Below are 24,300 nucleotides of genomic sequence, written 5' to 3'. Positions count from 1 at the left end.
GTTTATTTTTAGTGTTTAAGTAAATGTGCACTGAAACCGAAGTCTTTTGCTCCCTGATAATCTGCCACCGGATTGTCTCCGATATGCAGGATCTGATGCAGTGGCAAATCCTGATCTTTAACCTTGTTCTTCACTTCCTGGAAAATAAGCGGGTTCGGTTTGGAACAGTTAATCTCATCAGAATAGATATGAAAATCTATGTACTGATCCAGATTTTCATGGATCAGAAATTTCCTCATTGTTTTTCCTTTGATAAAGCCTGTATTACTCAGAATATTAATTGTCTTTCCCTGATTTTTGATATCCTCAAAAAAACCGTGGATATTTTCAAAAATTACAACGGGCTTATATTCCAGAAACAAATCTTCGCTTTTATTGTAAAACGCATTGAGTTTTTCTTTATTCAATTGTTTTACATCTACATCCAAAACACCAAGAATCATCAGATAGATTTCAAAAGTATCTATATTCCCTCCAGTGACTTCATTAATGGTATTACAAAGATCATCATAATATTTTACGGTTTTCGCAACCTCCTCTATCGGTTTTTCTACGTTGAAAAATGAGGAGAACAGCTCAACTCTTTTTGCCTTAAATTCAGGATGAGATTTGATTAAAGTGAGCCACAGGTCAAAGGAAAAGTGACAGTGGTTATGGATGTCGATATCTGTTTTCAATAGGTTTTAAGTTAAAAGTTTTTATTAGCTTCTTGAAAAAGATTTAAAATTTTTTAATCATCAAAAAGTGTTTACAATACTATTCTTCCCAAAGATAAAATATTTATCATAAAAGCATTACGTTCGTTATCTGTTTTAAGATATTTTTATGAAATCCTATGAATTTGAGAGGCTCAAAGTAGATGGATTACGAAGTGTTTAATATCCGTTTACAAAAAATAATTTGAAAAATTCTTTGGAAATCAAAAAAAAATTATAATTTCGCAACCGATTAAAAATCAACAATGTCAACAAAAATGATAAATATTATAACGTTAAGCAATCCTGTCAGAGCTGTGTTCTTTGGCAGCACTGAATATTTATCTGAATAGTTCTATAGATCTTTTATACCCAAAAATATATTGAAGACCTGTCTATTCGGATAGGTCTTTTTTGCTGCCCTATTTTCAGACTTTAACAAATCCAAAAACTTCTGTTGTTTGTTAAGATCTCTGAAAATTTTCCTTTGATACGAAATACAAAAATGTTTTGCCGGCTTCATAAGTCCGGAGTGTATTTTGTGTTCATTTTTTTCAGAACCTTTTCAAAATACAGATCTAAAAATCAACAATTTAAATCAAACAAAATGAAATACAACACACGAAATATAGGGATTATAGCACATGTAGATGCAGGAAAAACAACATTATCAGAACGAATTCTTTATTACACAGGGCTCATTCATAAAATTGGGAATGTAGATGATGGAAATACCACCATGGATAAAGACATTCAGGAAAGAAACAGAGGAATTACGATTTCTTCTGCAGCCATTTCTACTCAATGGAAAAAAGATAATAATGTGTATAATATCAACATTATTGATACTCCTGGGCACATTGATTTTGCGGTGGAAGTGGAACGTTCTCTAAGGGTTCTGGATAGCGTTGTTGCTGTTTTCTGTGCTTCTTCAGGAGTACAGCCACAGACTGAGAATGTTTGGTTCCAGGCTGAGAAACATGGAACATCCAAAATTTGCTTCATCAATAAAATGGACAGAATTGGAGCCGATTTCTTCGCCGTTCTTCATGAGATAAGAACTAAACTGAATGCCGTTCCTCTTGCTCTTCAGATTCCGATTGGAGCTGAAGTACATTTTGAAGGGGTCATTGATTTGGTCAAAATGAAAGCATTATACTGGACGGATGAAAATGGAGAAACCATGGTGGAAAAAGAAATCCCCGATCATTCTATTGCTGAAGCAAAGGAATACAGAACAATATTACTGGAAACTTTGGCAGAATATGATGAGACTTTCTTTGAGATCTTTATGGATGATGAACAAAGTATCACCGATGAAATGATCTCAGAAGCGATACAAAGAGTCTGCAGATCCGGATCAGCCGTACCTGTTCTCTGTGGTTCTGCCTTTAAAAACAAAGGGATTCAGCCTCTTCTTGATGCTGTCGTAACTTATCTTCCGGCTCCTGATCAGCTTGCTGACCTACAGGGAAGGGATCCTTATACGGAAGAAACGGTAACATTGGAAAGAAATGAAGCGGCAGCTTTTTCAGGCCTTGTTTTCAAAGTGGTGATTGATAAACATATGGGAAGACTGGCTATGCTTCGTGTATATTCCGGAGCGATACAATCCGGAGACACCCTACTGAATGTAAGAACGGGTGAAAGTTTCAGGATTTCCAGAATTTTACAAATGCAGTCCGATAAAACATTATCCATGGAAGAAGCTAAAGCAGGAGATATTGTTGCTCTAACAGGAATAAAGGATGCCAAAACCGGAGATTCTTTATCTTCTACAGAGCAACCGATTTTACTGGAAGCCATTACAATTCCGACTCCTGTGATCAGAGTGGCTATCGAGCCGAAAACGAATGGTGATGAGAAATCTTTCGGTTTGGTGCTGGCAAAAATTCAGGAAGAAGATCCTTCTTTGGTGGTTGAAAGAGACCCACAGACCGGAGAAACTTTATTAAGTGGATTGGGAGAACTTCATCTTGAGGTTACTTTGGAGAAAATCCGTCTGAACCATGGTATTGAAATTAATCAGGGAAAACCTAAAGTTTCTTACCGTGAAGTCTTAACAGAAACCAGAATTCACAGAGAAAAGCTTTCCAAACAAAACGGAGGAAGCGGTCAGTTTGCTGATATCACTTTTGAAATAGGACCAAGGGATGATCATGAATATGGATTGGAATTCATCAACATGATCAAAGGAGGAGTTATCCCCACTGAATTTATTCCTTCTGCTGAAAAAGGATTCAGAGAAGCCATGGAACACGGACCATTGAAGGGATATCCTCTTGAAAATATGAAGATCACTCTTCTGGATGGTTCTTTCCACGCTCAGGATTCTGCAGCTTTTGATTTTGAAATTGCAGCAAGAGAAGGGTTCAAAGCAGCTGCAAAAGGATGCAGTCCTAAATTTCTGGAACCTATCATGCAGGTTGAGATCCAAAGTATTGAGGAATACACAGGCGCTGTCACTGCCGATATCAACAGAAGAAGAGGAATAATTACTTCTATTGATGAAAGATCAGGAAGAAAGATCTTTGCAGCGGAAGTTCCGTTAGCCTCCACTTTCGGGTACATTTCTGATCTGAGAACGCTGACAAGCGGAAGGGCTTCCATCAGCATGAAATTGTCGCACTATGCTTTAGTGCCTGATTTTATCGCCAATACATTAATAACCTAAACAAGCAAGGACTGTAGATTTTTTCTTACAGTCCTTGTCTGGTTATGGATGTTTGGTGAATTGTTAATCGTCAATCCGCTACGCTCACTATTCACTTGCGAAGCAAAATTCACTTATTGACCCCTTTTTTATTTTTCCGGCATCACTTTATAGGTTGGATCTTCCTGGATGTTCACCTCTACTACAGCTTCTGCATTTTTAAGGATCTTCCGGCAGTCTTCACTGAGATGTCGCAGATGTACTATTTTATTTTCCTGTTTATAGCGTTTGGATAACTTGTCCAGAGCGTCTATTGCACTCATATCTACAATACGGCTTTCTTTAAAATCAACAACTACCTGCTCAGGATCGTTCATCGGATCAAATTTATCTGTAAACGCTGTTACTGAACCAAAAAACAAAGGTCCGTATATTTCGTAATACTTTATTCCGTTTTCATCAACATATTTTCTCGCCCTAATTCTTTTAGCATTATCCCATGCAAAAACCAATGCTGAAATGATAACTCCTACTAAAACCGCTAAAGCCAGGTTGTGCAGAATCACTGTAATCAATGCTACGGTAACTCCTACAAAAATATCAGACTTCGGCATTTTATTCACAATCCTGATGGATACCCACTGGAAAGTACTGATGGCTACCATCATCATCACTCCTACTAAAGCAGCCATAGGAATTTTCTCTATGACAGGTGCTCCACACAGAATAATGATTAAAATTAACAATGATGCTATTATCCCGGATAATCTTGCTCTGGAACCTGCATTAAGATTCACCAGAGTCTGTGCTACCATCGCACATCCACCCATACCGCCAAAGAAACCATTGGTAATATTAGCCAATCCCTGAGCTACGGATTCTTTATTGGCACTTCCTTTGGTATTGGTAATTTCATCCACCATAGATAATGTCAGAAGAGATTCAATTAAACCTACTCCAGCCATGATTAAGGCATAGGGAAAAATAATCTGTAAAGTTTCCAGAGAAAAAGGAATCTGTGGGATATGGAAACTAGGAAGATTCCCACTGATATGGGCAATGTCTGCTACCGTTTTTGTTGGAATATTAAACCCAAGAACTACAGCAAATATGATGATAATAGCCACCAGAGAGGCAGGAACAATTTTCGTTATTTTTGGAAAAATATAGACGATGGCAATCGTGAGGGCAGTTAAACCCGCCATGATGTACAAAGGCATTCCCTGCAGCCAGCTTACCGCTCCATTGTTGTCTGTAACTTTGAACTGTTCTACTTGTGACATAAAAATAATAATGGCTAACCCGTTCAGGAATCCGTACATAACGGGTTGCGGAATCAGTCTTACAAATTTTCCCAGTTTAAAAATACCTACCATCATCTGAAGGATTCCGGCAAGTACTACAGTTGCAAAAAGATATTCTATCCCATGAGATTGTATAAGAGCAATTAACACAACGATGGTTGCTCCTGCTCCACCAGAAACCATTCCCGGACGACCTCCCAAAACAGCTGTTACAAGTCCCATCATAAAAGCTGCATAAAGACCTGTAAGCGGAGAAAGACCGGCCAGGATAGCAAATGAAAGAGATTCCGGAATCATCGTCATCGCTACCGTAAAGCCAGCCAGCAGCTCATTTTTATAATTGATTTTTTTTGAAAAATCGAAAAAGCTTATAGTATTTTTCATTGATTGACAAAGGTATGGACTGTCACGATGGTATACAATTTTTTCTTTTTATGATTTTCTCATGAACAAATCTGTTAATTTGAATAATTCACACATCAGTTCTTATAATATGTTAATTTTAATTAAAATAAACACATAAGGTGTAATTTTTATATTTATGATTGTTTTTGCTTCTTATTTTTGTCTACATTTGAAAGCGAATAAGTAATTATTTGGTACTAATTAAAAATTCAACGAGTAAAAAGCTGTTTATCAACCTATCCGCAGTTTCAACTCATAGAATTGTATAAAACCTTAATAGGTTATATATTATTTCACACAAATGGCAGGAAAAGAAGTTTGAAAGAGAAGAAGAGGAAACCATTGAAAATAAAGAATATAATCCAAGTACATTAAGGTGATCCCTACCCACCTGTCTTTAAGATATTTGGCAAAATAAAGATCAACTTTTATAAGATAAATCGTCTTATGAAAGCTATTTTAATATTCTTAATCATAATTTCTATTCTTTATCAATTTCAAATTTCTGTGAATTATTTCCTACCACCTAAGATAATATATATCACCTATTCTCGTTTTTTTATATATAAGTTTAAACAAAAGAACAATATTTAGTAAAAATGTTATATAAAGAAATCCATATTGGGAAATTCATTAAGGAAAGAGTTGATGAAAATGAAATTACAGTAGAGAGAATATGTAAATTTTTAAGTAAAGATGAAGAGGCTGTCGAAATGATGTATGACAGCAGATCAATGGATACGGATCTTCTTTTAAGATGGAGCAAATTGCTGGAATATGATTTTTTCAGACTTTACAGTTCACATTTGATTTTATACGCTCCTCCTTCCGCCATTAATAAAAATCAGCAGAAATCCGAAAAAACACCTTATTTCAGGAAAAATATTTATACACAGGAAATCAAAGATTTTATTATGAAAAGAATTCTTTCTGGTGAAATGACTCAAAGTGAAGTTATTAAAGAATATTCTATTCCGAAAAGCACTCTTCACAGATGGCTTCAGAAGAGTGATAACGCAAACGGATAAACAGATAAACATGCGCCCTAATTACAAAAAAATTTACCAGGATATGCTGAGGATGGAATATCCCGAAAAGCTTAAAGATCCAAAAGTTAAAGACCTTCTTGAAAAGCTTCATACGAGCGAAGATGTTCTTAAGTTCAATGAAAAACTGTTCAAACAGTCCAGAGAAAATCAAAAACTCAAAACCTATGACAGACAGACTATGCTAAAACTGCTTCAGTATCAAAAAAAGCATGGTCATTCTACGAGTTATATGTCACGAAAATATAAAATAAGCCGAACAACGCTTTCAAAATGGAAAGGAATGTTTGAAGAAGAGCTTGAAAATACAATGAAAAATGCCAGTAAGTAATCTACCGGCATTTTTTTAAAGGTAAAAGTAAGGAAAAAACTGGGCTAAACGTATGCCGGAGTCGAACCGGATAACCTTGCCGGAGTGACCGGCTTCGCTATTCCTCCCATGATTGTGTTACGATGAATTTTTTCCTAACGACACTTCAAAATGGTCATATAAAGAAGCTGGAAGTGGGCAGAAGAAAGGGGTTAAAGCCTGAAAATCTCTCTGACTTTATAGAAAATTATGATACAAAGAAATCTTTCAACGTCCCACTTCCGGCTTCTCATATTATGAAAACAAGGCAATACGCGAATAATGTAGTCGTGCTCTAACCAACTGAGCTACTCTTCCTATTATAGACTGTGTTTTTTGTTGTGGAAGAGACGGGACTCGAACCCGTGACCCCGTCGTGATGAGCGAAGTAACATTTTTCTACGACACTTGTTTGTTTTTATTTTTCTTCTTCAGTTGTATATGTTTTAACAATAGGATGAACTCTGGCATTTTCAGGGTGATAGCTTAAACCAAAACTACTCAATCCGGAAGACCAATAGAGAATCCTTTCTTTCAGATAAGGAATATCTTTGGTTTCATCATACTTAAAGTTCTCACTAAATATATTCTTTACCTCATCAATAAGTTCCGGATAAAACATTTGATCTTCTTCATCAAAGACCTCAATATGAATATCAAGATGGTTACCTATTTCATTTAATAAATAAGTTCTAAAATCCCAACCCATGACAATAATATCGGAAGATCCCATAGAAATAATGGGCTTCCATTTAAGATTCTCATCACTTATAACATATCGGAGACCTGTTAATGGTAAAAGAGCAGGAACATGAGAAAACCATTCTTCAAAAACTTCTATTCTCTTTTCCAAAGATGCAGGTTTTATTCCCCAGGAATTAAGCCACACCTGGCTCTTCTCATTCACATCGTACTTCATCCAATTATAAGAACCTTTTATTATTTCTTTAACTTCCTTTTCATCAGCAAGCCAATTATAAAAGAAATCACGTTCTTCAGTAATTAATTCTCCTTCATCTTCATATTCAACAATTTCTTTTTTGTCGATCGCATGAAGAATTTTTAGAAACGCTCTATGTTCAGGAGTAAAACTGACCTCATATTTTCGCTCAACCTGATCAATCTGTTCTTCAGAAAGCCCTTGCCATCTGGCACCATAAAATCCTTTCGGACAATTTTCATCATCTACAGACCACAGTTTTTCTGTGCGTTCTTTAATCCAGTATAAAAATTCAGTCAGATTACTTGGTATATCCATTGTTATTAATTTTATAATAAAAAAGAGGCAAGATTCGAAAAGACTTGTACAAGATCATTTCCATGACCTTCTGGAGTCGAACCAAATTAAACCGAAGTAGGCCTTTTCTACGGCACTCTTTTATATCAATCAAGGTAATTTTTTTCAGAATCTTCCGTGCATTTGCTCTACCTGCTGAGCTACCTCTCCTTTTCTGGGGAAAAGGCAGGATTCGAACCTGCGACCCAATGTTTATTCAATCTCGAAGTATGATTCTAAGACGACACCTGATTTTTATTTTAGTAAGGTAATTAAATCAAACAGAGACTTATACGGGGTGTTACCATTTCTACTATCTGCGATTGCAGAACAGGATTCGAACCTGTATTACCGTCCCTAAAGAAGTAACTCTGCTTTACGACACTTACTTTCTATGTTTATTCATAGTTATTCGTTTTCTTTTTACAAAATTATATTGTCACTGCGCATTCTATTTACGCACTTATTTTTTATTTAAATTTTGTTTTGCCTTGAAGCAAAAGAACCAAAAGTTCAAGACTTGGAAACTCCGGCTAAAAATAATCTCTACTCTCTAAAAATTCTAAACTTGCGCGAATTTACCATTAGTTCTTCGTTTCCTTTACTGTGTCGCGCTTCAAACAATAGAATTTTCTTAACGTTCGCAGAGTTTATTTTTTTAACGCCTCCGTTTACTATGTCACATTTCCATAGCTGTCATCGCCGGATATTTCATCCTATTTATTATTATTTTTTCATGTGTGTGATTTAAATAAAAGAAGTTAGGTTCAAAAAGACTGATACAAGATCATTTACATTCTGGAGTCGAACCAACTTATACCGAAGTAAGTATTCCCTATGGCAGTCTTTTATATGATCAGGGTAAAAGTGGCGGAACCTTTTCCTTTCCCTCTGCTCTATCATTTGAGCTACATTCCGTTTACAACAGGAATGGCCGGAGTTGAACCCGCATCTGAAGGAGTAACCCGAAGTATGATTCCAAAACGACACCTGATTTTAATTTTTCCATTGAGTTCTTCTATACTTCTTCCAGTTTCTCTGGAATTTGGTGTACTTTGCATTCACCACTTCATAACCGTGTGGAAAACAGTACGAACAACCCATTTCATTCCCGTACAAGATTCTTGAAATCTGTACACCGGAAATTTTCTTCGGAAAGTCAGTCAATTCATATTCATTGAATCCGAATTTCTTTCTTACTTTTTTAATTTTTTTCATAAGTATTGAGTATTAACCTCAATACAGTGTTCCTTTTAGATTTGGTTTATGATGAATCATAATTATTCGTTTTATATTTTGCAAATTTATATGGCTAGTCCGCATTCTTTTTACACACTTATTTTTTTATTAAAAAACCAAGCAAATTAATAATAAGAGTAAATGATATTCAATTGGAAGTTGACGATGAAACTCTTATCGACGGCATTGGTTAGCTAGCGGGCAATCATGTGAAAGACTCTGTCTGTTTTTGGAATCGAAGAATGTCTTTCTAACGGCACCGATAGTATTAACACTGCAAAATTATATTACATGTACGCAATCTTTTTACGTAGTTTATTTTTTTATTGAAAGAAAAATGATTTTATCAATTCAAACAGTTTATATATTCCGAGAATAGGGATCAAAATAATTGATCCAACGAATAAAAAAGTTCCAAGTATACTTAGAAAACCTGTTTGACTTTCTGAATATTTTCCCTTTTCTCTTATTTTAGCTTTAAAAACAGGAATATGCTTTGTGGCTTTGAAACTATCCTGCTCAAGTTCAGCCATTACTTTTATAGCATACTCATCAAGACAATCTTTGTCTCCTCTGAAAACAATATCTTTTAGAATTGCGCTTCCCGACTTGCTTAATGATTTTCTGTAAATCTCCACAGCATTTTTCATTTCATTATTCTCTGGAGTACATAGAATCCAAAATTTACCTGCTTCATCAAGAAATCCTGCTTCAAAATAAATCTGTCCTAATTTTTTTCTCAGGGAAATATCATTGGGAAACTGATTGATCATATTTCTTAGCCTGTCACATGCTTTTTTCTTTCTGCCTGCTTTAAGATCCTGTTCAATTCTGAACATTAAATTACCCATAGTACTATTTTAAATTAAACCAAGTAACCATGTATAAGAGTTTTTGATTCTGTTCGTTTTGCCTTGAAGCAAAAGAACCAAAAGTTCAAGACTTGGAAACTCCGGCTAAAAATAATCTACGCTCACTAAAAATTCTAAAACTTGCGCGAATGTAATATGAGTTCTTCGTTTCAATTTCTTTGTCGCGCTTCAGACAATAGAATTTTCTTAACGTTCGCATAGTTTATTTTTTTAACGCCTCCGTTTCCTATGTCATTCTTTAGTTCCCGCCAATTGTTTTGAAATTTTCTCTGGATATTTACAATTCAGTGTTTTTAGAACAGACATTATTCTGTTTTTTAAATTGATTTGTTGCATGACTACTTTTTCTAACTCAGCTTTGAGTTCAGATTCTTCTACTTCTGCAACAATTTTTATGTTTTCAACGTCTTCAACATTGGATTCTGTATATTCTGAGAAACAGACTTTTCCATTTTCCCTTTTGTAAAACACCCATGGATGGCCTATCCAAAGGTTTTTCCATTCTGAAGATGGTATCTTAAAAATATTTCTCCAATCTTCAATATTGCTTATATCACCACAACAGCTAGGTTGTATCAATATTTCATCTTCTATTTTTAATACAATTCCACCGTCAAAAGCCATGATGCAAATATCTTCTTCAGATTCATCTGATTCCATGTCTTCCATTTTGGCCTCTACAATCATCTCTAGATTATCGTCATCAATATCTTCAATATTCACCAGATAAGATCCTTTTTGAATTGTTTTAAAATTAAAATTCAATCGAGAAGCAACTTCTTCCCATTTTGTATACCACTCTTCAGGATCCGGATAATCAGAACTTTCCGGCAGTTCGAATTCTTCTTTAGCATATCTCAGTGGACTAATTTCAATGGTATTAATGAGTTTCATAGCGTATCGTTTGTTTTTCTAGCCCCGATTGCAACGGCATCCTTTTTCTTAATGGCTTGCAAAAAGCTTTGGCGAAAAAGATACAGTGGAAAGCGGGATTAAGCTCCTAAATATATTGAGGATGTTCGTGAATATTTATTTTTATTTAAAAGCAGTGCCTGTTACAGCACTACTTTTTGAATCATTTTTACGGCAGATTTTTTGTCTTCCAGAGCATTCAGTACATCGAAAATTTTGTCGGACCAACCAGCAATAAGGTATACATCATCCTTTCTGATATCAAGTGGCTGTGTACCATAACCCGCAAGGTCAAAAATATACAGCTTTGCATGAGGCGCGATGGCTTTGTACTTTTTCCACACGTCTTCGAAAGAGTTTCTGTTTCCTGTGCTATCCCACATTTGAGTATCGGTGAAAAGCATTACTTTATCCACCTGCTCTTTTCTTTTGATGAGATCTTCAATTATCAGGTAACCATTGGTGGAATATCCTACTTCACCTTCACGTTTGTAGAATGCATCTACGTTCCTTAAAATACCGTTTTTCGGCATTGAAACCCTCAACCAACGGTCACCGAAGATACCCGTTACCACATTTTTACACTGTGACTGCAAGATCATAGACATCAGCAAACCGATATCATACAGTAAAATTTTACTTTTACTCGAAACGGCTTTCTGCATAGAGCCTGACACGTCCGCTGCAATTACTACAGAGGTGTCAAAGCCAAAACCTTTGATGTTTTCAGCACTTACCACCACCGCATTTTCCAAGGCTTCCAGTACTGAAGACAGATAAGGAGAATCTATTGTTTTTAATTCTCTATAGGCTGCCAGGAATCGGAACGGAAGCTGCTTTGAGTTGGATACTGCTTTTTCATCGGAAAGATATCTGCAAACTTTATTCATTGCATCAGGTGATACTCCGGCTTCCAGGATATTTCTCAGGTTTCTCATGGTTGCCATATAGCCTAATTTATTACTGAAAATCAATTCTTCCCATTTGTTTTTGAAGGCCATTTTTCTTTCTGCATCGTTTGCAAATTTCTTCTGACCCAAAACGGAAAGTTCTACTTCCCAAGTGTAAGGGGTTTCCAGTGTATTATTGGCAATTTTGTTGAAAACAGCCTGCTGATTTTCATCTTTAGCTTTCGGATGAACCAGGAATAATGCATCTTTCAGCGTTACTTCTGCTTTTCTGTTATACTTTGCAAACTGGTATTCATCAAATTTATTGAATGATTTTACCAGACCTTTCTGAATCTGTTTGGACAGTTTGTTCAGTTTCTTGGTATCTGTTCTTTTGTTGGCAAGCTGGTAATACGCCAGCAATTCTGTGATTTCATCTGCTCTCTGAACTACTCCATCTACTGTTTTGCTTACAAGATCTGTACCCGAAGTCTGCTTTGCCAATTCAGTTGTCAAAACCAATGGGATAGATCTCAGATACATATCTTTTCTTGCATATACGGCCAGCTTTGCCACAAATTCAGGATCATTTTTTTTGATCAGAGACTGGATTCTCTTCAATCTGTCATTTCCTTTTTCATAATTGGCATCTGACAGTCCTGTTGTAACAACAGCACTATACAATTCTTCTGCAGGTGTCATGGCATATGCTTTTGCACCTTCGTAGTTCTGTACTACTTTATTTTCTTTTCTTAAAAAATTAAATTTCATGGTTACTGTTTTTTTGTTAAACATGGGAAGGTTGATACTTCCTCTCTGATTTCTGATGCAAAATAAAAACAGTATTGCGCAATCTATTTGCGCATAAAAATTTTCTTAGATTTTTTTTATTAAAATGTGATTAAATGATAATGTATGCTGGATATTTTGTGCTTAAATTAGATAGGTTTCGGCTAAAGCCGGATGAAAGTGGCTATATTTGAAAGAGTGGGCTAAAGCCCACCCCTATTGAATAAAAGTTGAAAACTGATATTGATATTTAATGACAATCTAATTCCTAATTCCTAATTCCTAATTCCTAATTCCTAATTATAAAATCCTTCTATCATTCATTTTTATTAAAGAAATCGCGTATAGAGCATTTTCAGATGAGAGTTTTCTAGCTTTGTTTTTATTAAAATTAAGCTATGATTAAAGGAATATATGAGACTCATATTCAGGTGAGCAATCTGGAAAATGCAATACAATTTTACACAGATATATTAGGGTTGAAGCTCGCTCATAGAGATGAAACCAGACCTATTGCTTTTTTATGGGCAGGAGAAGGAAAAGATTTTATGCTGGGGCTGTGGGAGCAGAAGGAGAATCTTCAGACCAGACATTTTGCTTTTTCCAGCAGTAAGGAGGATATTTTGAATTATTCTGTGGAGTTTCTTGAAAAAAAAGATTTAAAACCTTACAATTTTCTGAAAAACGGAACTGTAGAGCCTATGGTATTTGCATGGATGCCTGCATTGGCTATTTATTTTAATGATCCAGATGGAAACCAGCTTGAATTTATTTCTATTCTGGAGGGTGAAGGCAAACCCGAATTGGGAGTACTTAGCTATGAAGAATGGATGAAGTGGACTGACAATTAATAAAAGTTAATACAACACAGTCGCGCAAGATGTTGCGGTTTTGTGCTGGTCAACAAAATGATAAGATGAGCATCAGCAGTATTTAAACATTGATTAGTTTTTTTACTGCCAACACATGTTTACAAGGACCTCTCTCCCCTTGATACTTACTGAACCACTCGCAGGTACAACGTACTTTTTCTTCTTGAATAATTACTGTATGATGCACACCAGTTCCTTTTACTCTGGCTTCTGTCCTTTCTTTATTATTATTTAAAATCTCAACTTTTCCGTCTTCTATCAGTTTTTCTGCATTTTTTAAGCGGGGATTGAGTCCGATAATACGGCTTAATTTAAAGGGAAGTCTACGATAAAAAAATTCTCTGTCATTAAGATCGTAACCCAGTAATCCCATTGCAGCGAGTCTGCCAGTAATATTTTCAACTTTGTCAAAACTGATATTCTCTTCCAAAGCAAATCTGCCAGGATTAAAAGTCTGATTGGCAAAGGCATATTTATCCAACGCATCAATCCATTCATCAGGAACATCTGAGATCAGACTATCCAACACCGCACCTTCACCTGGAAAACCTCTCCAGCATTCTCTCGATAAAGAAAAACTAAACCGGATATTTCCCATATTGAGTTGCCATGTGGTAGACTTCATATTAGCATGTGCGAAAACCAGCATACCATCAATATAAGGAAGAAGAGGTTCTATTAGACGTAGTCTGTGAAGTCCTCCTATACAAACAGAATCTGCAGATTTTACCGGAGAAAAAATAGGTTTATTTCCTCTCACAATTAAATAATAATCTGGCTTCACCACTCCTTTAGGCATTCCTTTAAACAATTGCTGTGTCTGGATTTTATTGAAGGTATGACGCTTTTCTGACTCTGATAAGTACACCTGAACAGTTCCCAGTCCTTTGATCCATTTAGCAGGCAATGGTACTTTTCTTTCTATGACCTTACTTCCCTCCTTGTATAACCCAACTTCTTTTTGTCCTACAGAAAGCATAATTTTTTCATTCGGACAGATGCTTCCCAAAGCCGTTATCATAGGCTGATTGAAATCCACATTCGTTGTACCGTTTTCAAGAAACTCTCCATCCAATCCCTCAGGTAGCACATCTACTCTTGCATACACTCCTGCACAATGAGAAAAACCTTCAAACCTTAGTCTTTCATTTCCTGCCGTTACTATGGGATCTTTAAGAAATACCATCTGAAAAGGTGACAGGTTAAAACTGGATTTTACAATGTTAGAAAGTGTAATCAGACATCGGGCTAAAATAAAGGGTTGTCCTACATTTCCCCAGAAAAAACAGGGAACATTGGTATTTTTGTCAATCTCACAGTATTTAGCAAGAAATAACTCTTCAAGTGCACCTCTCCTGGCTAAAGAGGATACTCCTGAATAGCTATAAATAAGCATATCTTCCATGTTTTATTTTTTCAGAAGAAGATTACATATTTTTTTAAGACTCGAGTTTTCTTTCCAGCTGTTTAATTTTTCAACGACTTCCTGGTGTACTGAGGAATGGTTCAATGCCAATACTTCATGGTAAATTTCCAGAATTCTTTTCAGATTGGTAACAGGTTCTTCCATTTGAAGTAAAATATTGAAAATCAATTCTTCAAGAGCCGCATTATGATTTTTACTTATATTAAGCATGTGGTGCTGCATAAGATCGGTCAATCTCTTCACTGGTGCCCACTCCAATTTTTCGTGTAAACCAATTACTCTTCCCAACCATGCATTATCCATCATCTGGCAAGAAACATGTTCAAGCCAAATTTCAGCAGCTGTTCCACGAATGGCCTTATCACTGTCCAGAAAAATAGTCCCCAGAAACAGATACCCAATTTCATCGAGAGGTTTTTTGATCTGATATAATGTATTGGCAGTATTCAGAACAAGACTTCTTTCAAAAACTTCTGCAATTCCTGAATAGAAAAGGCAATATTTAATTACCTTCGCCAGCGCGTTTGCAGGTGTATTGGGGAAGCAAAGCATCAGTGCAGGAATTTCATTAAGCTCTTTCTGCTCAGCAACAAAATATTCCATGAACAAAGGTTCTTTTCTTTTTTCAAGATGATATTTTGGAATCGTAATGTTCAGTTCTACCGGATAGTATGAGTTTTTCTTATTGTCAATGGTTTTCCATTGGTAAGCTCCTGAAAAGAATTCTGTGGGAATATTATCATATCCGAAATTTTTAAATTCCTCAAAAACAGTTTCCGGTGAACGGGTAATTCCCGCTGTCATCCACCATGAAGGATGTATAAAATTACCTTCCGGGTTTTCATTTTTTCCAAAGAAGAAAAGCAGTAATTCTTTATATTCACCTTTTAATCTTTTCTCTGCTTCGGCAATAGCTTTTAAAGTATCATCTAAAGCACAACGTTGCAGAGCAAGCTGAATATCCAGATGATGGGGCTCTGTATTGCTGTTCTGATAGCTCTCAAGCCTTTCAACCAAAGTAACAGGAGAAATCCAACAAGGTGCATGGGTGATAGGAAACAACAAAGGAAGTTTGTCACCGGATTTTATTTTTTCAACTGCATAGATAGCAATATCTTTAAAAGCCTGTCTTGCTGGGCAATCTGCCCCAACATCTTCTATCGGACCTAGTTTTTTCTGATAATTGGAGTAAGACTCTCTAGCAGCTTCCTCTTCTTTGGTTTTCTGATATATTTTTTCCAGATTCTTTAGCTGAACAGGATATTGCTCCATCAAAGCCAAACCATAATTGATGATTGCATTGCACAGTAAAACATTCAGATAAGGAACTTCCCATTTCGCAATGGTTTTACAAGCCTTCAAAAATACAGGTTCCACCAGTTTTACAGATTCTGCATCCACGTCTCCGGCAAATTTGATAAACGCTGTCAAAGCAATATCACAATGATAGCTATACGGATCGTCCATTGCTAAAGGCAGATAGAACATGAGATCTTCAAAGTTCTGAAGTACCTGTACTGCATTTTCGTCTGAGGTCAATACTCTTTTTTCCGAAGCTATCGCCTCAAGCTCTGGTTGTTTTCCTTCAATATATTTTACCAAAAGAGGGCGCACATTGGTCAGTATATTATCTGAATAATGGGAAAGTGCCTCTATCATATTTTCTGAAGCCGGAATGTATTTAAGGATGATCTTGGCTGCTTTTGATTGTATTCCATCATCTTTACTGACAAATGCTGTACTTAAAGCCATTCCAAGCATATCCGGATCCATTTTCTTTCTCTGGAATATTTTTTCAGTAAGTCCCAGACTGGAAATCACTACTGTTTTTACCTCAGAGCTTAGTAGATTCGGAAGATAATGTGAAAATTCTTCATTCTTAAATTCTGAAGTTCCCACAATTTTTTTCAAGTGTGATAATAATGTATTTACGGCTTTTGACTGTGAAGAAACAAGCCCTGCTAGGAGTTCATCCTGTAAATCAGATAATTCTTCTTCCGTGGGTTTTAATGAGGTAAACGCATCCATAAACCAACCCGTGACATTTTTATTAAAATTCCTGTTGGCAGCCAGAAGACACTCTTTCAGAAATCTTTTTCTTTCAATTTTTTTATCCGTAATAAGCTTTTGAACAATAGGAAACCATTCTTTACGGAAAGGTAAAGATTTGGAAGGAAATTCGCACAAATACCAAAAATGAGTATTGAGTGTTTCAGGATGGCGGTCAAGATCTGCCGGATAATTACTCAGATGATGTCCCAGTAATTCCGGTTTAGGTTGTACATAGCCTTTCTCTGTCCATCCTAAAATATCCTTATAATTAAATGCTGTAAATTCAGCTTCTACTGATTCATTGATAAAGTCTGAAAACCAATCGGGGCAGCCCCATTCCAGTATCTGATCAGTTTGTTCTACATTGCGGAAAAGACTCCAGTAATTTTTACCGAAATTCTTTTTGTCCATGCAGACAAATGAAGCAATATCTATAATGGAATGCTGATTCACAGATCCTGCCGTATGGTAGGAGTTTTTAGTCATTACAATTTTACTGATCTCACGGTCCATTTTCTTTATAGACGGTACCAGTGTTTTCCTTTCTTCAATACTAAGCTCTTTTAGAAAGGGAATAATCTCATGTATTTTTTCCTCATTAAGGATCTCATAAAGTCTTTCTTTCATGGTGCTTTAATTTGATGTATAAATTTGTTTCAGGTTATTCATTTTTTTTCCATTCTTTAGGTTGTCTGACAAAATTTTTTTCATCCCAGACTGATTTGATTTTAACAGTTTATGATAAAGCCCAAAGAACTTTTCAGCATTCAAAACTGTCTTTTCAACTGTTGAAAGAATGGGTATCAGCAGTTTTCCGGAAGCAACATTATAACTGATAATCAGATTGATAAGTTTTGGAATTTTGTTGATAAATCCTTTTATCTGATTCCATTCAAAACTTAACTTTTTACCAATTATTGTTCCCCACTTCATTTCTTTAAAATTATTCAAAAACATCCTGTTTATAAGGCTTCAAAAGCCGTACCACAGAGCATTTAACAGTATTAAACAGCCCCAAAAACAGGAATAAACAAAGCCTCTTCCGAGAAGCGAATTCTGTTTCATCTAAACATTCGGAAATATAATATATATTTAAATAAAACACTGATATACAATACTTAATAAGTTTTACTATTTTTTTCCTGTAAAAGCAGAGTCTGAAAAACAGGATACCATATGTAAAATTCTCATCAGATTATTATCATAAACACCTTGATAAAATTGAATGAAGTATTTAAAAAAGAAGTATTATCAGGAATGTAACGATCAAAGAATTCTGATATGACAATGTCAACAGGCGTCTTGTCATATCAGAATTCTGTTATTTGTACTCGTTTCCTGTTTTACAATACGTCAACAGTTTAAATTTTTCACCTGAAAATCTTTATCAATAAGCATAAACTCATTCTTATCGGCTAAAATAAAAAAAAATGACTGACAGACAGTAAATTATCCCATAAAAGTGATTTTTTTAACAAATATTAAGTTAATTAAAACAATAGCTATCAAAGCCTTTGGTCATATAAAAACAATTCCCTGTTTAAAGATATATTAATAAAAAAGTGATTAAAAGCACTATATCATGATATTTACACAACATTTGGTGTCTTAATTCCAGAATTTGAGATACCATATAACAAATCAGGTTAGCTTATCAATACGTTAATTTTTTTTAAAATAATAAAAACAGGATTGTAATTCTCTAAATTTTATATATTTGCAAAATAAAATACTTAACAACTCAAATACATATCAATGATAAGCACAGAATTATTATTTTTAATAAACATTAATAAATTACAGTCTGTAATTGCCAGAAAATTTGATTCTCTGAGCGTTCATGGTCTGGGACTCAATGACTTTGTTATTCTTTATGTGCTCTATTCTTCCTCTGAGAGCAAAATGAGAAGAATAGATCTTGCCGAAAAAATAGGACTTACAGCATCAGGAGTCACCCGCTTATTGAATCCATTGGAAAAAATCGGACTGGTATCCAGAGAAACCAATGAAAGAGATGCCCGCGTAAGTTATGTGGTCATCACTTCTAACGGTAAAAAAATATTTGAAGAAGCTAAGCTAAGCGCCGAAAATATTACTAAAGAAATTCTTTCATCCAAAAAAGGTAAATCTCTACGCATAGTCAATGAGCTTTTATTTGATTTAGGAGGAAATATACAATAATGAAAATATGAAAAATGCATTAAAGAAACAGCTAAGAGAAAAGGCAAAAGACTATACCACAACAATGGGAGTACTTGCTGTTACCAATACTTTAAACGGGAAAAAATATGTTCAGGCTTCTTTACATCTGGAAGCATTGGTGAACAAGATGAAATTTCTTTTAAATGGCAGATTGTTTACCAATTATCAATTACAAAAGGAATGGACTGAGCTCGGAAGTGAATCTTTTACATTTGAGTTTGCTACAATTGTACCTGACCAGAATAATGAATATATCAATTATCGTCAGGAGATACAGAAAGCTGAACAAAAAGTAAGATCAGAAAGTAAAGCAGAATTCTATTAAACTCTATGAAAATAACTTCTATAAAAGATGTAGACTTATGTTACGAAATTTTTGGTGAAGGAAATTCCAAAAATATAGTCCTGATCTCAGGATTAGGAAGTCAGATGATCCGCTGGGATCGTGAATTCTGTGATCTTTTGGTAAAAAAAGGTTTCAGAGTAATCCGTTTTGATAATAGAGATTCAGGCAGTTCTGTTTTCGATATACAAAGGGAACTTCCGTCTGGTAAAGGGATTGACGAAATCTTTGCTGCATTGAGTAAGGAAGGTATACCTTATTCATTGATGGATATGGCAAATGATGTTATTGGTTTACTGGATTATTTAAAGATTGAAAAAGCGCATATTGTGGGACGTTCCATGGGAGGAATTATTGCACAGCTTTTAGGCTCCTATTATCCTGAAAGAGTTTTATCATTAACGATCATCATGTCCACCTCTATGAATCCGTCTCTTCCTAAGCCTGATTCTGAAATGATGGCTATGATGACACAGGTATCTGCTGATCCTGTTCTTCAGAAAGAAGAGTATTTGAGGGAAAAGATCCGTTTTGCAAAGAAAATATCGGGTTCGGGATATATTTTTGATTCGAATCAAGAAATGGCTTTGCTTGAAAAAGAACTTACCCGTTCAAAAACAAAAAATGGAATTATCCGTCAGCTTTTAGCGATGGGTTCTTATCAGTATAATGCTGAGATATTGGAAAAAATATCAGCTCCGACTTTGATTATTCATGGAACAGACGATCTGATCTTTCATTCTGATTGCGGAAAAGATATTGCGGATTCTATTCCCGGTGCTGAATGGCTTCTTATTGAAGGAATGGGACATTCTATTCCGGTGGAGCTTCACAACTTTATTTGTAACAGGATATCTGATATAGCATAATAAAAAGACTGCCTCATCATTTGAGACAGTCTTCATTTTTTAAATATCTGCTTTATTTCAGATGATTTAATAATTCTTCAGACACCAATGCAGAATCTTTGCAATGTTTTTGGCGTCATCTACTCCTCTGTGGTGGGTACCTTCTAAAGTCATCCCCAATTCACCCAAAGCCCTGTTCATTCCGACACTTTTCCTGATAGTAGGGTGAATTTCACCGAATAATGTTTTTACATTGATGTGGTCATCACTCATCGGATAATCTGTGTAGAATCTTCTTGCCTGGTTTTGAAGCATATTCAGATCATAATTTCGTAACTCGCCCATGTCAATTCTTCGGAATCATATTCTGCTCTCAGGATATCGAAAGCATCATCCAGCATAATGCCTTCATGATCCAGCATATTTTGGGTAAGCGTGGTCAGTTCCGTACAGAACGGGCTTACTTTTGAATGTTGGGGTTTTATTAAAATCCCTTCATTTTTAGAGATCTTACCGGTTTTTGCATTCATAATGCATACTCCGATTTCGATGATCTCACTTTCCTGACCTCTTGGCGGCCGGTTTTCCCAGCACGTTGCTTCAAGGTCTACTATTAATATATTTTCTGTTATTTTCACTTGTTAAAAATTTAATTGTTAAAGGATAGAAGACGGATACGGAAGTTTTCCATAGTATCTACTTTACCTCCCGCCTTTAGTTTCAGTCTTCCGGCCTGATTACTATTTACAGAATCTTACTTAAAATTCTGGCTGTATTATAAGCATCGTCTGCTCCGCTGTGATGGGTACCTTCAAAATCCATATTCAGATAGTTCAGAGCTCTTTTAAGTCCTATTTGTTTATGCAGTCTGAAATGCCTTTTAAATTCATGCATCACATTCATATAGTTTTCTGAAAAAGGATTGGCTATCCCGAGCCAATCACATTGTTCTATGATCTGCTCACCGTCGAAGTTTCCATATCCTGCCCAGATAAGCAGTTCTGAATGATATTGCTCCCTGATTATTTCACAGGCTTCTTCGAAATAGATTCCTTTTTCTTCTATCAGTTGCGGGGTAATTCCGGTCAATTGTGTACAGAATCTGTTGATTTCTGACCGTTCTGGAATTACATAAATGCTTTGTTTTTGGGAAATTGCTTTTGATGTTAAGTTTAATTTGCAAATTCCTATTTCTATAATATCGACCTGTTGTCCATTGGGAATTCTGTCGTTTTCCCAACATGTAGCTTCCAGATCGATGATTATCATCTCATTGGCTGTTTTCATGATTTTTTAGAAATTAGAAGCTAGAGGTTAGAAGTTAGTTAGGTTTATACTTCTCATATCCTCAAGCTTCATTTTCATCATTAATTGTTAATTTCTGGGAGCAAATGGAGGCGTCCATTTTTTCCTCTTCATTATTTCTTTGACTTCCTCATAGGAAACCGGATAAAAATTGTGGCAATCTACCCCTACATCAAAGCTGAGTGCCATTTCATCATCCGGCAAGGTTCCGTGTGAATGGCCGTATAACTGCCAGACTCCGCGATGTGAGCCATTCCAGGTACGCATGGCGTAATGGAAAAGAATGATTTTCTGTTTACCATTACTTTCCTCCGGTTCATCAATTCTCAGTTCGTGGTAATCTCTGATGGAAGCAAACCGCTTGGGATAGGTTAAAGCCGCTCCTTCATGATTGCCTTTGATCAGATGAATATTACCATTTAACCGATCTAAAATTTCTTTTGTAAAATCAGGTTTTCCTAAACTCATATCTCCTAAATGGTAGACGGTATCACCGGTAGCAACTTTCTCGTTCCATCTTGTTATGAGTTCTTCATTCATATGGTCCAGTGATTCAAAAGGTCTCTCTGAAAACTTTATAATATTCTCGTGACCAAAATGATGATCTGCTGTAAAAAATATATTGGGTTTCATTTTTTTAATTGTTTGTTTTTAATTAATTTTTACGAAATGCTTTATAAAAAGCAGTTTCAATTTCTTCCTGATCACTTTCTGTATATCTTCTCGAAAAGTGAATCGGAATGGCTTCTTTCACCTGACATTCATTCATGATTTTTCCTGATGCTGAAGCAAAACTATGATAGTTGATCTTTGCAAATTCCTGATCAGAGTCCTTGTAGAATGTTTCGATATATACCAAATCCGTTCCTGCAAAAACCGCTTTTATTTTGTCATAATTGTTTTCGGCTACTGCATGGTCCATGATGACACCAAGTTTGTAACCTTCATTAAGGGTTAATAAGTGGAACAATTCTGTTGCTTTGTAAACATTCCCTTCGATTTCAATCTCTTTCTCTGTATCATTATTTTCAAATGCAGTCTTCAGCTCACCAATCCACTTTCCTTTTTTGAAATCTGAAGCATTTTCACTGAAGCTTACCGTGTCTTTTTCTTTAAACAAATAAGCAATAGAATCTGTTTTGTGATCCAGAATAGCAAAGTCAACGTTGACATATTCGTCTTCAAACAGGAAATTCTGGGTGTTGATCAATTCCATATCCCATTGTGGCGGACGAAGGGTGTAAACATTAACTTCATCTTTTGAAACAATCTCACGGATTTCGTAGGCAATTGCCTTTTCATCAATCAGATTCCAAGTGTAAGATTTTAATCTTGCTTCAACTTGTAGATGGATATTTTTCGGTCCGCAAATCACTACTTTTTCACCACTTCCGATCTGATGTCTGAAAATTCCGTCGAAATTTGAAAAGTGATCTATATGCGTATGACTGATGAATATTGCGGATATGGACTGAACTTCTTTCACAGTCAATAAACTCGCTTCCCCACAATCGCACAAATAATGCTTTCCGGAATTAGGAATTTTGATTAATATACTGATGTCTTCTTTTAAAAGACTTTTTATTTCTGCTTGTAACATAGTTTTCTTTTTTTGAACCATAAATCTTTATAACATTTGCCATTTTGAATGAATCTTAAAATATATTTTCACTTTTAACAATTGAAATTCCTAACGGAATGACAAACTTACTGCATAATGAAAATCAAATTTCTAAGACTTATGTTGCCTCTATGGTTTAGTTTATACATAAAAAAGTTTCGGTAAAAATTTACCGAAACTATACTTTAAGAGTCATCAACTCTTTTTTTATAAAATCAATGACTAAAGAATTCAACTTTTTGTTGATCCTTTTCTGCTCTTCTTTTTCAATAGTTGCAAAAGCTGCCGGGAAGTCTTTCTGGAAATCCTCTAAAATATCCTGTGAAAAAAGACCAATTACCTTACCTATCATTTTAGGTTCGAATTCGCCGATTTTGCTCACCACATTATTCAATCTGTTGGCTGTAGCATATTTTTGGATTTCCTCCCAGATTTCCTGAGCTTTTTCGCTGAAGTGAATCTGTTTCTGAACAGTTTTACCCTCTTTTTTAACCATTTTGGACTTTTCTACCCATTTTTCATTCTTATTTTTAAGAATAATTCTGGCTCCGTTTCCAAAGTATCTGGTTTTCAAAGTTTTTACGATGGTTCCTTCACACCTATTGTCTTCCAATTCGGGTAATCCAAGCCAAGCGGGAATTTTTGAATTGAAAACATTAGGGAATTTCAAAGCTTCTTCAAGACTTCCCTGAAACAAAATTTTTGCATAGAAAAATCCTGTTTCTTCAAAAATCTGATTGACAACTTCTGTATCTAAATAGGTAATACCATTCAGTTTAATATCGAAAGCGTAAAATTCGTTGTAAGGTGCATATTCAATACCTTTCTGTACTTTTACAGCATCTTTTACGGGTACTACTTCTTTATGTTTGTAACCGCCACCGAACAATTCACCGTAGATCACTACAGTTTCTACATCCGGATGAATGGTTTTTACTTTTTGAAACACTTCTATTACATTTTTTCTGTAGCGTTCCAACATCTGATGGGCATTGAAAAATTTCTCATCTTTTTCGATGAAAGCAGTTCTCTTAGCGATTTTAATTTCCTTTCCGTCGGTAAAGAAAGAGAAATTAGCTCCGTGAACTTTTTCCTGTACAATGAAAACCTCATCCCCAAAACCCTGCATCCTGATCTGTTCGATCACGCGGGCCTGGTAAGCATTTTCTATAGCGTTATATGTTTTGAAAATCATTTTGTT

General features: G+C 35.4%; 23 protein-coding genes. 7 read left to right on the top strand and 16 right to left on the bottom strand.

Annotation, left to right across the window (positions count from 1 at the left end; genetic code table 11):
• Window positions 1–8: 8 nt before the first annotated feature.
• On the bottom strand, window positions 9–677 hold the full coding sequence (locus tag BUE84_RS03530) for an HAD family hydrolase (protein WP_079240511.1): 669 nt from the start codon (window positions 675–677) through the stop codon (window positions 9–11).
• 625 nt (window positions 678–1,302) lie between these two features.
• Here BUE84_RS03530 and fusA point away from each other — a divergent pair.
• Window positions 1,303–3,369 carry an elongation factor G gene (gene fusA / locus BUE84_RS03525; RefSeq protein WP_238594353.1) on the top strand — a complete coding sequence of 689 codons (2,067 nt, stop codon included), beginning with the start codon at window positions 1,303–1,305 and terminating at the stop codon, window positions 3,367–3,369.
• A gap of 128 nt (window positions 3,370–3,497) precedes the next feature.
• Here the strand turns inward: fusA and BUE84_RS03520 are convergent, their stop codons facing one another.
• Window positions 3,498–5,036, bottom strand: coding sequence for a SulP family inorganic anion transporter (locus BUE84_RS03520; RefSeq protein ID WP_079240509.1), 1,539 nt, complete (start codon window positions 5,034–5,036; stop codon window positions 3,498–3,500).
• 620 nt (window positions 5,037–5,656) lie between these two features.
• Here BUE84_RS03520 and BUE84_RS03515 point away from each other — a divergent pair.
• Window positions 5,657–6,085, top strand: a complete 429-nt coding sequence (locus tag BUE84_RS03515; RefSeq protein ID WP_079240508.1) for a transposase — start codon at window positions 5,657–5,659, stop codon at window positions 6,083–6,085.
• Between the two features lie 43 nt (window positions 6,086–6,128).
• Window positions 6,129–6,434, top strand: a complete 306-nt coding sequence (locus BUE84_RS03510; protein WP_238594352.1) for a helix-turn-helix domain-containing protein — start codon at window positions 6,129–6,131, stop codon at window positions 6,432–6,434.
• Between the two features lie 436 nt (window positions 6,435–6,870).
• Here the strand turns inward: BUE84_RS03510 and BUE84_RS03500 are convergent, their stop codons facing one another.
• The 5 genes from BUE84_RS03500 to BUE84_RS03480 form a co-directional block, all read right to left on the bottom strand.
• Entirely contained in the window at window positions 6,871–7,710 is an 840-nt protein-coding gene (locus BUE84_RS03500; RefSeq protein WP_079240505.1) for a hypothetical protein, read from the bottom strand.
• A 1,014-nt stretch (window positions 7,711–8,724) separates the two neighbouring features.
• On the bottom strand, window positions 8,725–8,946 hold the full coding sequence (locus BUE84_RS03495; RefSeq protein WP_079240504.1) for a phosphate ABC transporter substrate-binding protein: 222 nt from the start codon (window positions 8,944–8,946) through the stop codon (window positions 8,725–8,727).
• A gap of 344 nt (window positions 8,947–9,290) precedes the next feature.
• Window positions 9,291–9,818 (bottom strand): DUF6584 family protein, encoded by a 528-nt coding sequence (locus BUE84_RS03490; protein WP_145953204.1) that lies wholly within the window; start codon window positions 9,816–9,818, stop codon window positions 9,291–9,293.
• A gap of 252 nt (window positions 9,819–10,070) precedes the next feature.
• Window positions 10,071–10,733: a hypothetical protein gene (locus BUE84_RS03485; RefSeq protein ID WP_079240502.1), complete on the bottom strand. Its 663-nt coding sequence runs from the start codon at window positions 10,731–10,733 to the stop codon at window positions 10,071–10,073.
• 161 nt (window positions 10,734–10,894) lie between these two features.
• On the bottom strand, window positions 10,895–12,412 hold the full coding sequence (locus tag BUE84_RS03480; protein ID WP_079243844.1) for a TROVE domain-containing protein: 1,518 nt from the start codon (window positions 12,410–12,412) through the stop codon (window positions 10,895–10,897).
• Window positions 12,413–12,828: 416 nt separating this feature from the next.
• Between BUE84_RS03480 and BUE84_RS03475 the strand changes: the two genes are divergently transcribed.
• Window positions 12,829–13,281, top strand: coding sequence for a VOC family protein (locus tag BUE84_RS03475; RefSeq protein WP_079240501.1), 453 nt, complete (start codon window positions 12,829–12,831; stop codon window positions 13,279–13,281).
• Window positions 13,282–13,363: 82 nt separating this feature from the next.
• Here the strand turns inward: BUE84_RS03475 and BUE84_RS03470 are convergent, their stop codons facing one another.
• Genes BUE84_RS03470 through BUE84_RS03460 form a run of 3 tightly spaced genes read right to left on the bottom strand, consistent with a single transcriptional unit; the run spans window position 13,364 to window position 17,731 of the window.
• A complete protein-coding gene (locus BUE84_RS03470; protein ID WP_079240500.1) occupies window positions 13,364–14,707 on the bottom strand; it encodes an SWIM zinc finger family protein in 1,344 nt (447 codons plus the stop codon).
• Window positions 14,708–14,710: 3 nt separating this feature from the next.
• The gene (locus BUE84_RS03465; protein WP_079240499.1) at window positions 14,711–17,407 is read right to left on the bottom strand and encodes a DUF6493 family protein; all 2,697 of its coding nucleotides are present in this window, start codon (window positions 17,405–17,407) and stop codon (window positions 14,711–14,713) included.
• A gap of 6 nt (window positions 17,408–17,413) precedes the next feature.
• On the bottom strand, window positions 17,414–17,731 hold the full coding sequence (locus BUE84_RS03460) for a hypothetical protein (RefSeq protein WP_145953203.1): 318 nt from the start codon (window positions 17,729–17,731) through the stop codon (window positions 17,414–17,416).
• 804 nt (window positions 17,732–18,535) lie between these two features.
• On the opposite strand from BUE84_RS03460, the gene BUE84_RS03455 reads away from it, so the two are divergent.
• Genes BUE84_RS03455 through BUE84_RS03445 form a run of 3 tightly spaced genes read left to right on the top strand, consistent with a single transcriptional unit; the run spans window position 18,536 to window position 20,194 of the window.
• Window positions 18,536–18,961, top strand: a complete 426-nt coding sequence (locus BUE84_RS03455) for a MarR family winged helix-turn-helix transcriptional regulator (RefSeq protein ID WP_079240497.1) — start codon at window positions 18,536–18,538, stop codon at window positions 18,959–18,961.
• A 7-nt stretch (window positions 18,962–18,968) separates the two neighbouring features.
• Complete coding sequence (locus BUE84_RS03450) at window positions 18,969–19,307, top strand: GIY-YIG nuclease family protein (protein WP_079240496.1); 339 nt, start codon at window positions 18,969–18,971, stop codon at window positions 19,305–19,307.
• 5 nt (window positions 19,308–19,312) lie between these two features.
• Window positions 19,313–20,194, top strand: coding sequence for an alpha/beta fold hydrolase (locus BUE84_RS03445; RefSeq protein WP_079240495.1), 882 nt, complete (start codon window positions 19,313–19,315; stop codon window positions 20,192–20,194).
• 66 nt (window positions 20,195–20,260) lie between these two features.
• On the opposite strand, the gene BUE84_RS24990 is transcribed toward BUE84_RS03445, so the two are convergent.
• The 6 genes from BUE84_RS24990 to BUE84_RS03420 all read right to left on the bottom strand — a co-directional run bounded on the left by BUE84_RS24990 (window position 20,261) and on the right by BUE84_RS03420 (window position 24,294).
• A complete protein-coding gene (locus BUE84_RS24990; RefSeq protein ID WP_317047289.1) occupies window positions 20,261–20,518 on the bottom strand; it encodes an exonuclease domain-containing protein in 258 nt (85 codons plus the stop codon).
• Complete coding sequence (locus BUE84_RS24985) at window positions 20,491–20,811, bottom strand: 3'-5' exonuclease (protein ID WP_317047288.1); 321 nt, start codon at window positions 20,809–20,811, stop codon at window positions 20,491–20,493. Before BUE84_RS24985 ends, BUE84_RS24990 begins: the two co-directional genes overlap by 28 nt.
• A gap of 106 nt (window positions 20,812–20,917) precedes the next feature.
• Window positions 20,918–21,460, bottom strand: coding sequence for a 3'-5' exonuclease (locus tag BUE84_RS03435; RefSeq protein WP_079240494.1), 543 nt, complete (start codon window positions 21,458–21,460; stop codon window positions 20,918–20,920).
• A gap of 87 nt (window positions 21,461–21,547) precedes the next feature.
• Window positions 21,548–22,111: a metallophosphoesterase family protein gene (locus tag BUE84_RS03430; protein ID WP_079240493.1), complete on the bottom strand. Its 564-nt coding sequence runs from the start codon at window positions 22,109–22,111 to the stop codon at window positions 21,548–21,550.
• Between the two features lie 22 nt (window positions 22,112–22,133).
• A complete protein-coding gene (locus BUE84_RS03425; protein WP_079243843.1) occupies window positions 22,134–23,078 on the bottom strand; it encodes a peptidase in 945 nt (314 codons plus the stop codon).
• Between the two features lie 199 nt (window positions 23,079–23,277).
• Window positions 23,278–24,294: an RNA ligase, Rnl2 family gene (locus BUE84_RS03420; RefSeq protein WP_079240492.1), complete on the bottom strand. Its 1,017-nt coding sequence runs from the start codon at window positions 24,292–24,294 to the stop codon at window positions 23,278–23,280.
• Between the last annotated feature and the right edge of the window lie 6 nt (window positions 24,295–24,300).

The organism is Chryseobacterium indologenes, assembly GCF_002025665.1.
GTDB classification, from domain to species: domain Bacteria; phylum Bacteroidota; class Bacteroidia; order Flavobacteriales; family Weeksellaceae; genus Chryseobacterium; species Chryseobacterium metallicongregator.
The sequence above is the reverse complement of the archived record's forward strand: the minus strand, read 5'-3'. Positions and strand labels throughout refer to the sequence as shown.

Coding starts and splice junctions, on each gene's coding strand:
- BUE84_RS03495 (WP_079240504.1), bottom strand. CDS start 8,946: ATGAAAAAAATTAAAAAAGTAAGAAAGAAATTCGGATTCAATGAATAT.
- BUE84_RS03515 (WP_079240508.1), top strand. CDS start 5,657: ATGTTATATAAAGAAATCCATATTGGGAAATTCATTAAGGAAAGAGTT.
- BUE84_RS03420 (WP_079240492.1), bottom strand. CDS start 24,294: ATGATTTTCAAAACATATAACGCTATAGAAAATGCTTACCAGGCCCGC.
- BUE84_RS03510 (WP_238594352.1), top strand. CDS start 6,129: ATGCTGAGGATGGAATATCCCGAAAAGCTTAAAGATCCAAAAGTTAAA.
- BUE84_RS03475 (WP_079240501.1), top strand. CDS start 12,829: ATGATTAAAGGAATATATGAGACTCATATTCAGGTGAGCAATCTGGAA.
- BUE84_RS03425 (WP_079243843.1), bottom strand. CDS start 23,078: ATGTTACAAGCAGAAATAAAAAGTCTTTTAAAAGAAGACATCAGTATA.
- BUE84_RS03485 (WP_079240502.1), bottom strand. CDS start 10,733: ATGAAACTCATTAATACCATTGAAATTAGTCCACTGAGATATGCTAAA.
- BUE84_RS03465 (WP_079240499.1), bottom strand. CDS start 17,407: ATGAAAGAAAGACTTTATGAGATCCTTAATGAGGAAAAAATACATGAG.
- BUE84_RS03455 (WP_079240497.1), top strand. CDS start 18,536: ATGATAAGCACAGAATTATTATTTTTAATAAACATTAATAAATTACAG.
- fusA (WP_238594353.1), top strand. CDS start 1,303: ATGAAATACAACACACGAAATATAGGGATTATAGCACATGTAGATGCA.
- BUE84_RS03490 (WP_145953204.1), bottom strand. CDS start 9,818: ATGGGTAATTTAATGTTCAGAATTGAACAGGATCTTAAAGCAGGCAGA.
- BUE84_RS03470 (WP_079240500.1), bottom strand. CDS start 14,707: ATGGAAGATATGCTTATTTATAGCTATTCAGGAGTATCCTCTTTAGCC.
- BUE84_RS03430 (WP_079240493.1), bottom strand. CDS start 22,111: ATGAAACCCAATATATTTTTTACAGCAGATCATCATTTTGGTCACGAG.
- BUE84_RS03500 (WP_079240505.1), bottom strand. CDS start 7,710: ATGGATATACCAAGTAATCTGACTGAATTTTTATACTGGATTAAAGAA.
- BUE84_RS24990 (WP_317047289.1), bottom strand. CDS start 20,518: ATGGGCGAGTTACGAAATTATGATCTGAATATGCTTCAAAACCAGGCA.
- BUE84_RS03480 (WP_079243844.1), bottom strand. CDS start 12,412: ATGAAATTTAATTTTTTAAGAAAAGAAAATAAAGTAGTACAGAACTAC.
- BUE84_RS03435 (WP_079240494.1), bottom strand. CDS start 21,460: ATGAAAACAGCCAATGAGATGATAATCATCGATCTGGAAGCTACATGT.
- BUE84_RS03445 (WP_079240495.1), top strand. CDS start 19,313: ATGAAAATAACTTCTATAAAAGATGTAGACTTATGTTACGAAATTTTT.
- BUE84_RS03450 (WP_079240496.1), top strand. CDS start 18,969: ATGAAAAATGCATTAAAGAAACAGCTAAGAGAAAAGGCAAAAGACTAT.
- BUE84_RS03520 (WP_079240509.1), bottom strand. CDS start 5,036: ATGAAAAATACTATAAGCTTTTTCGATTTTTCAAAAAAAATCAATTAT.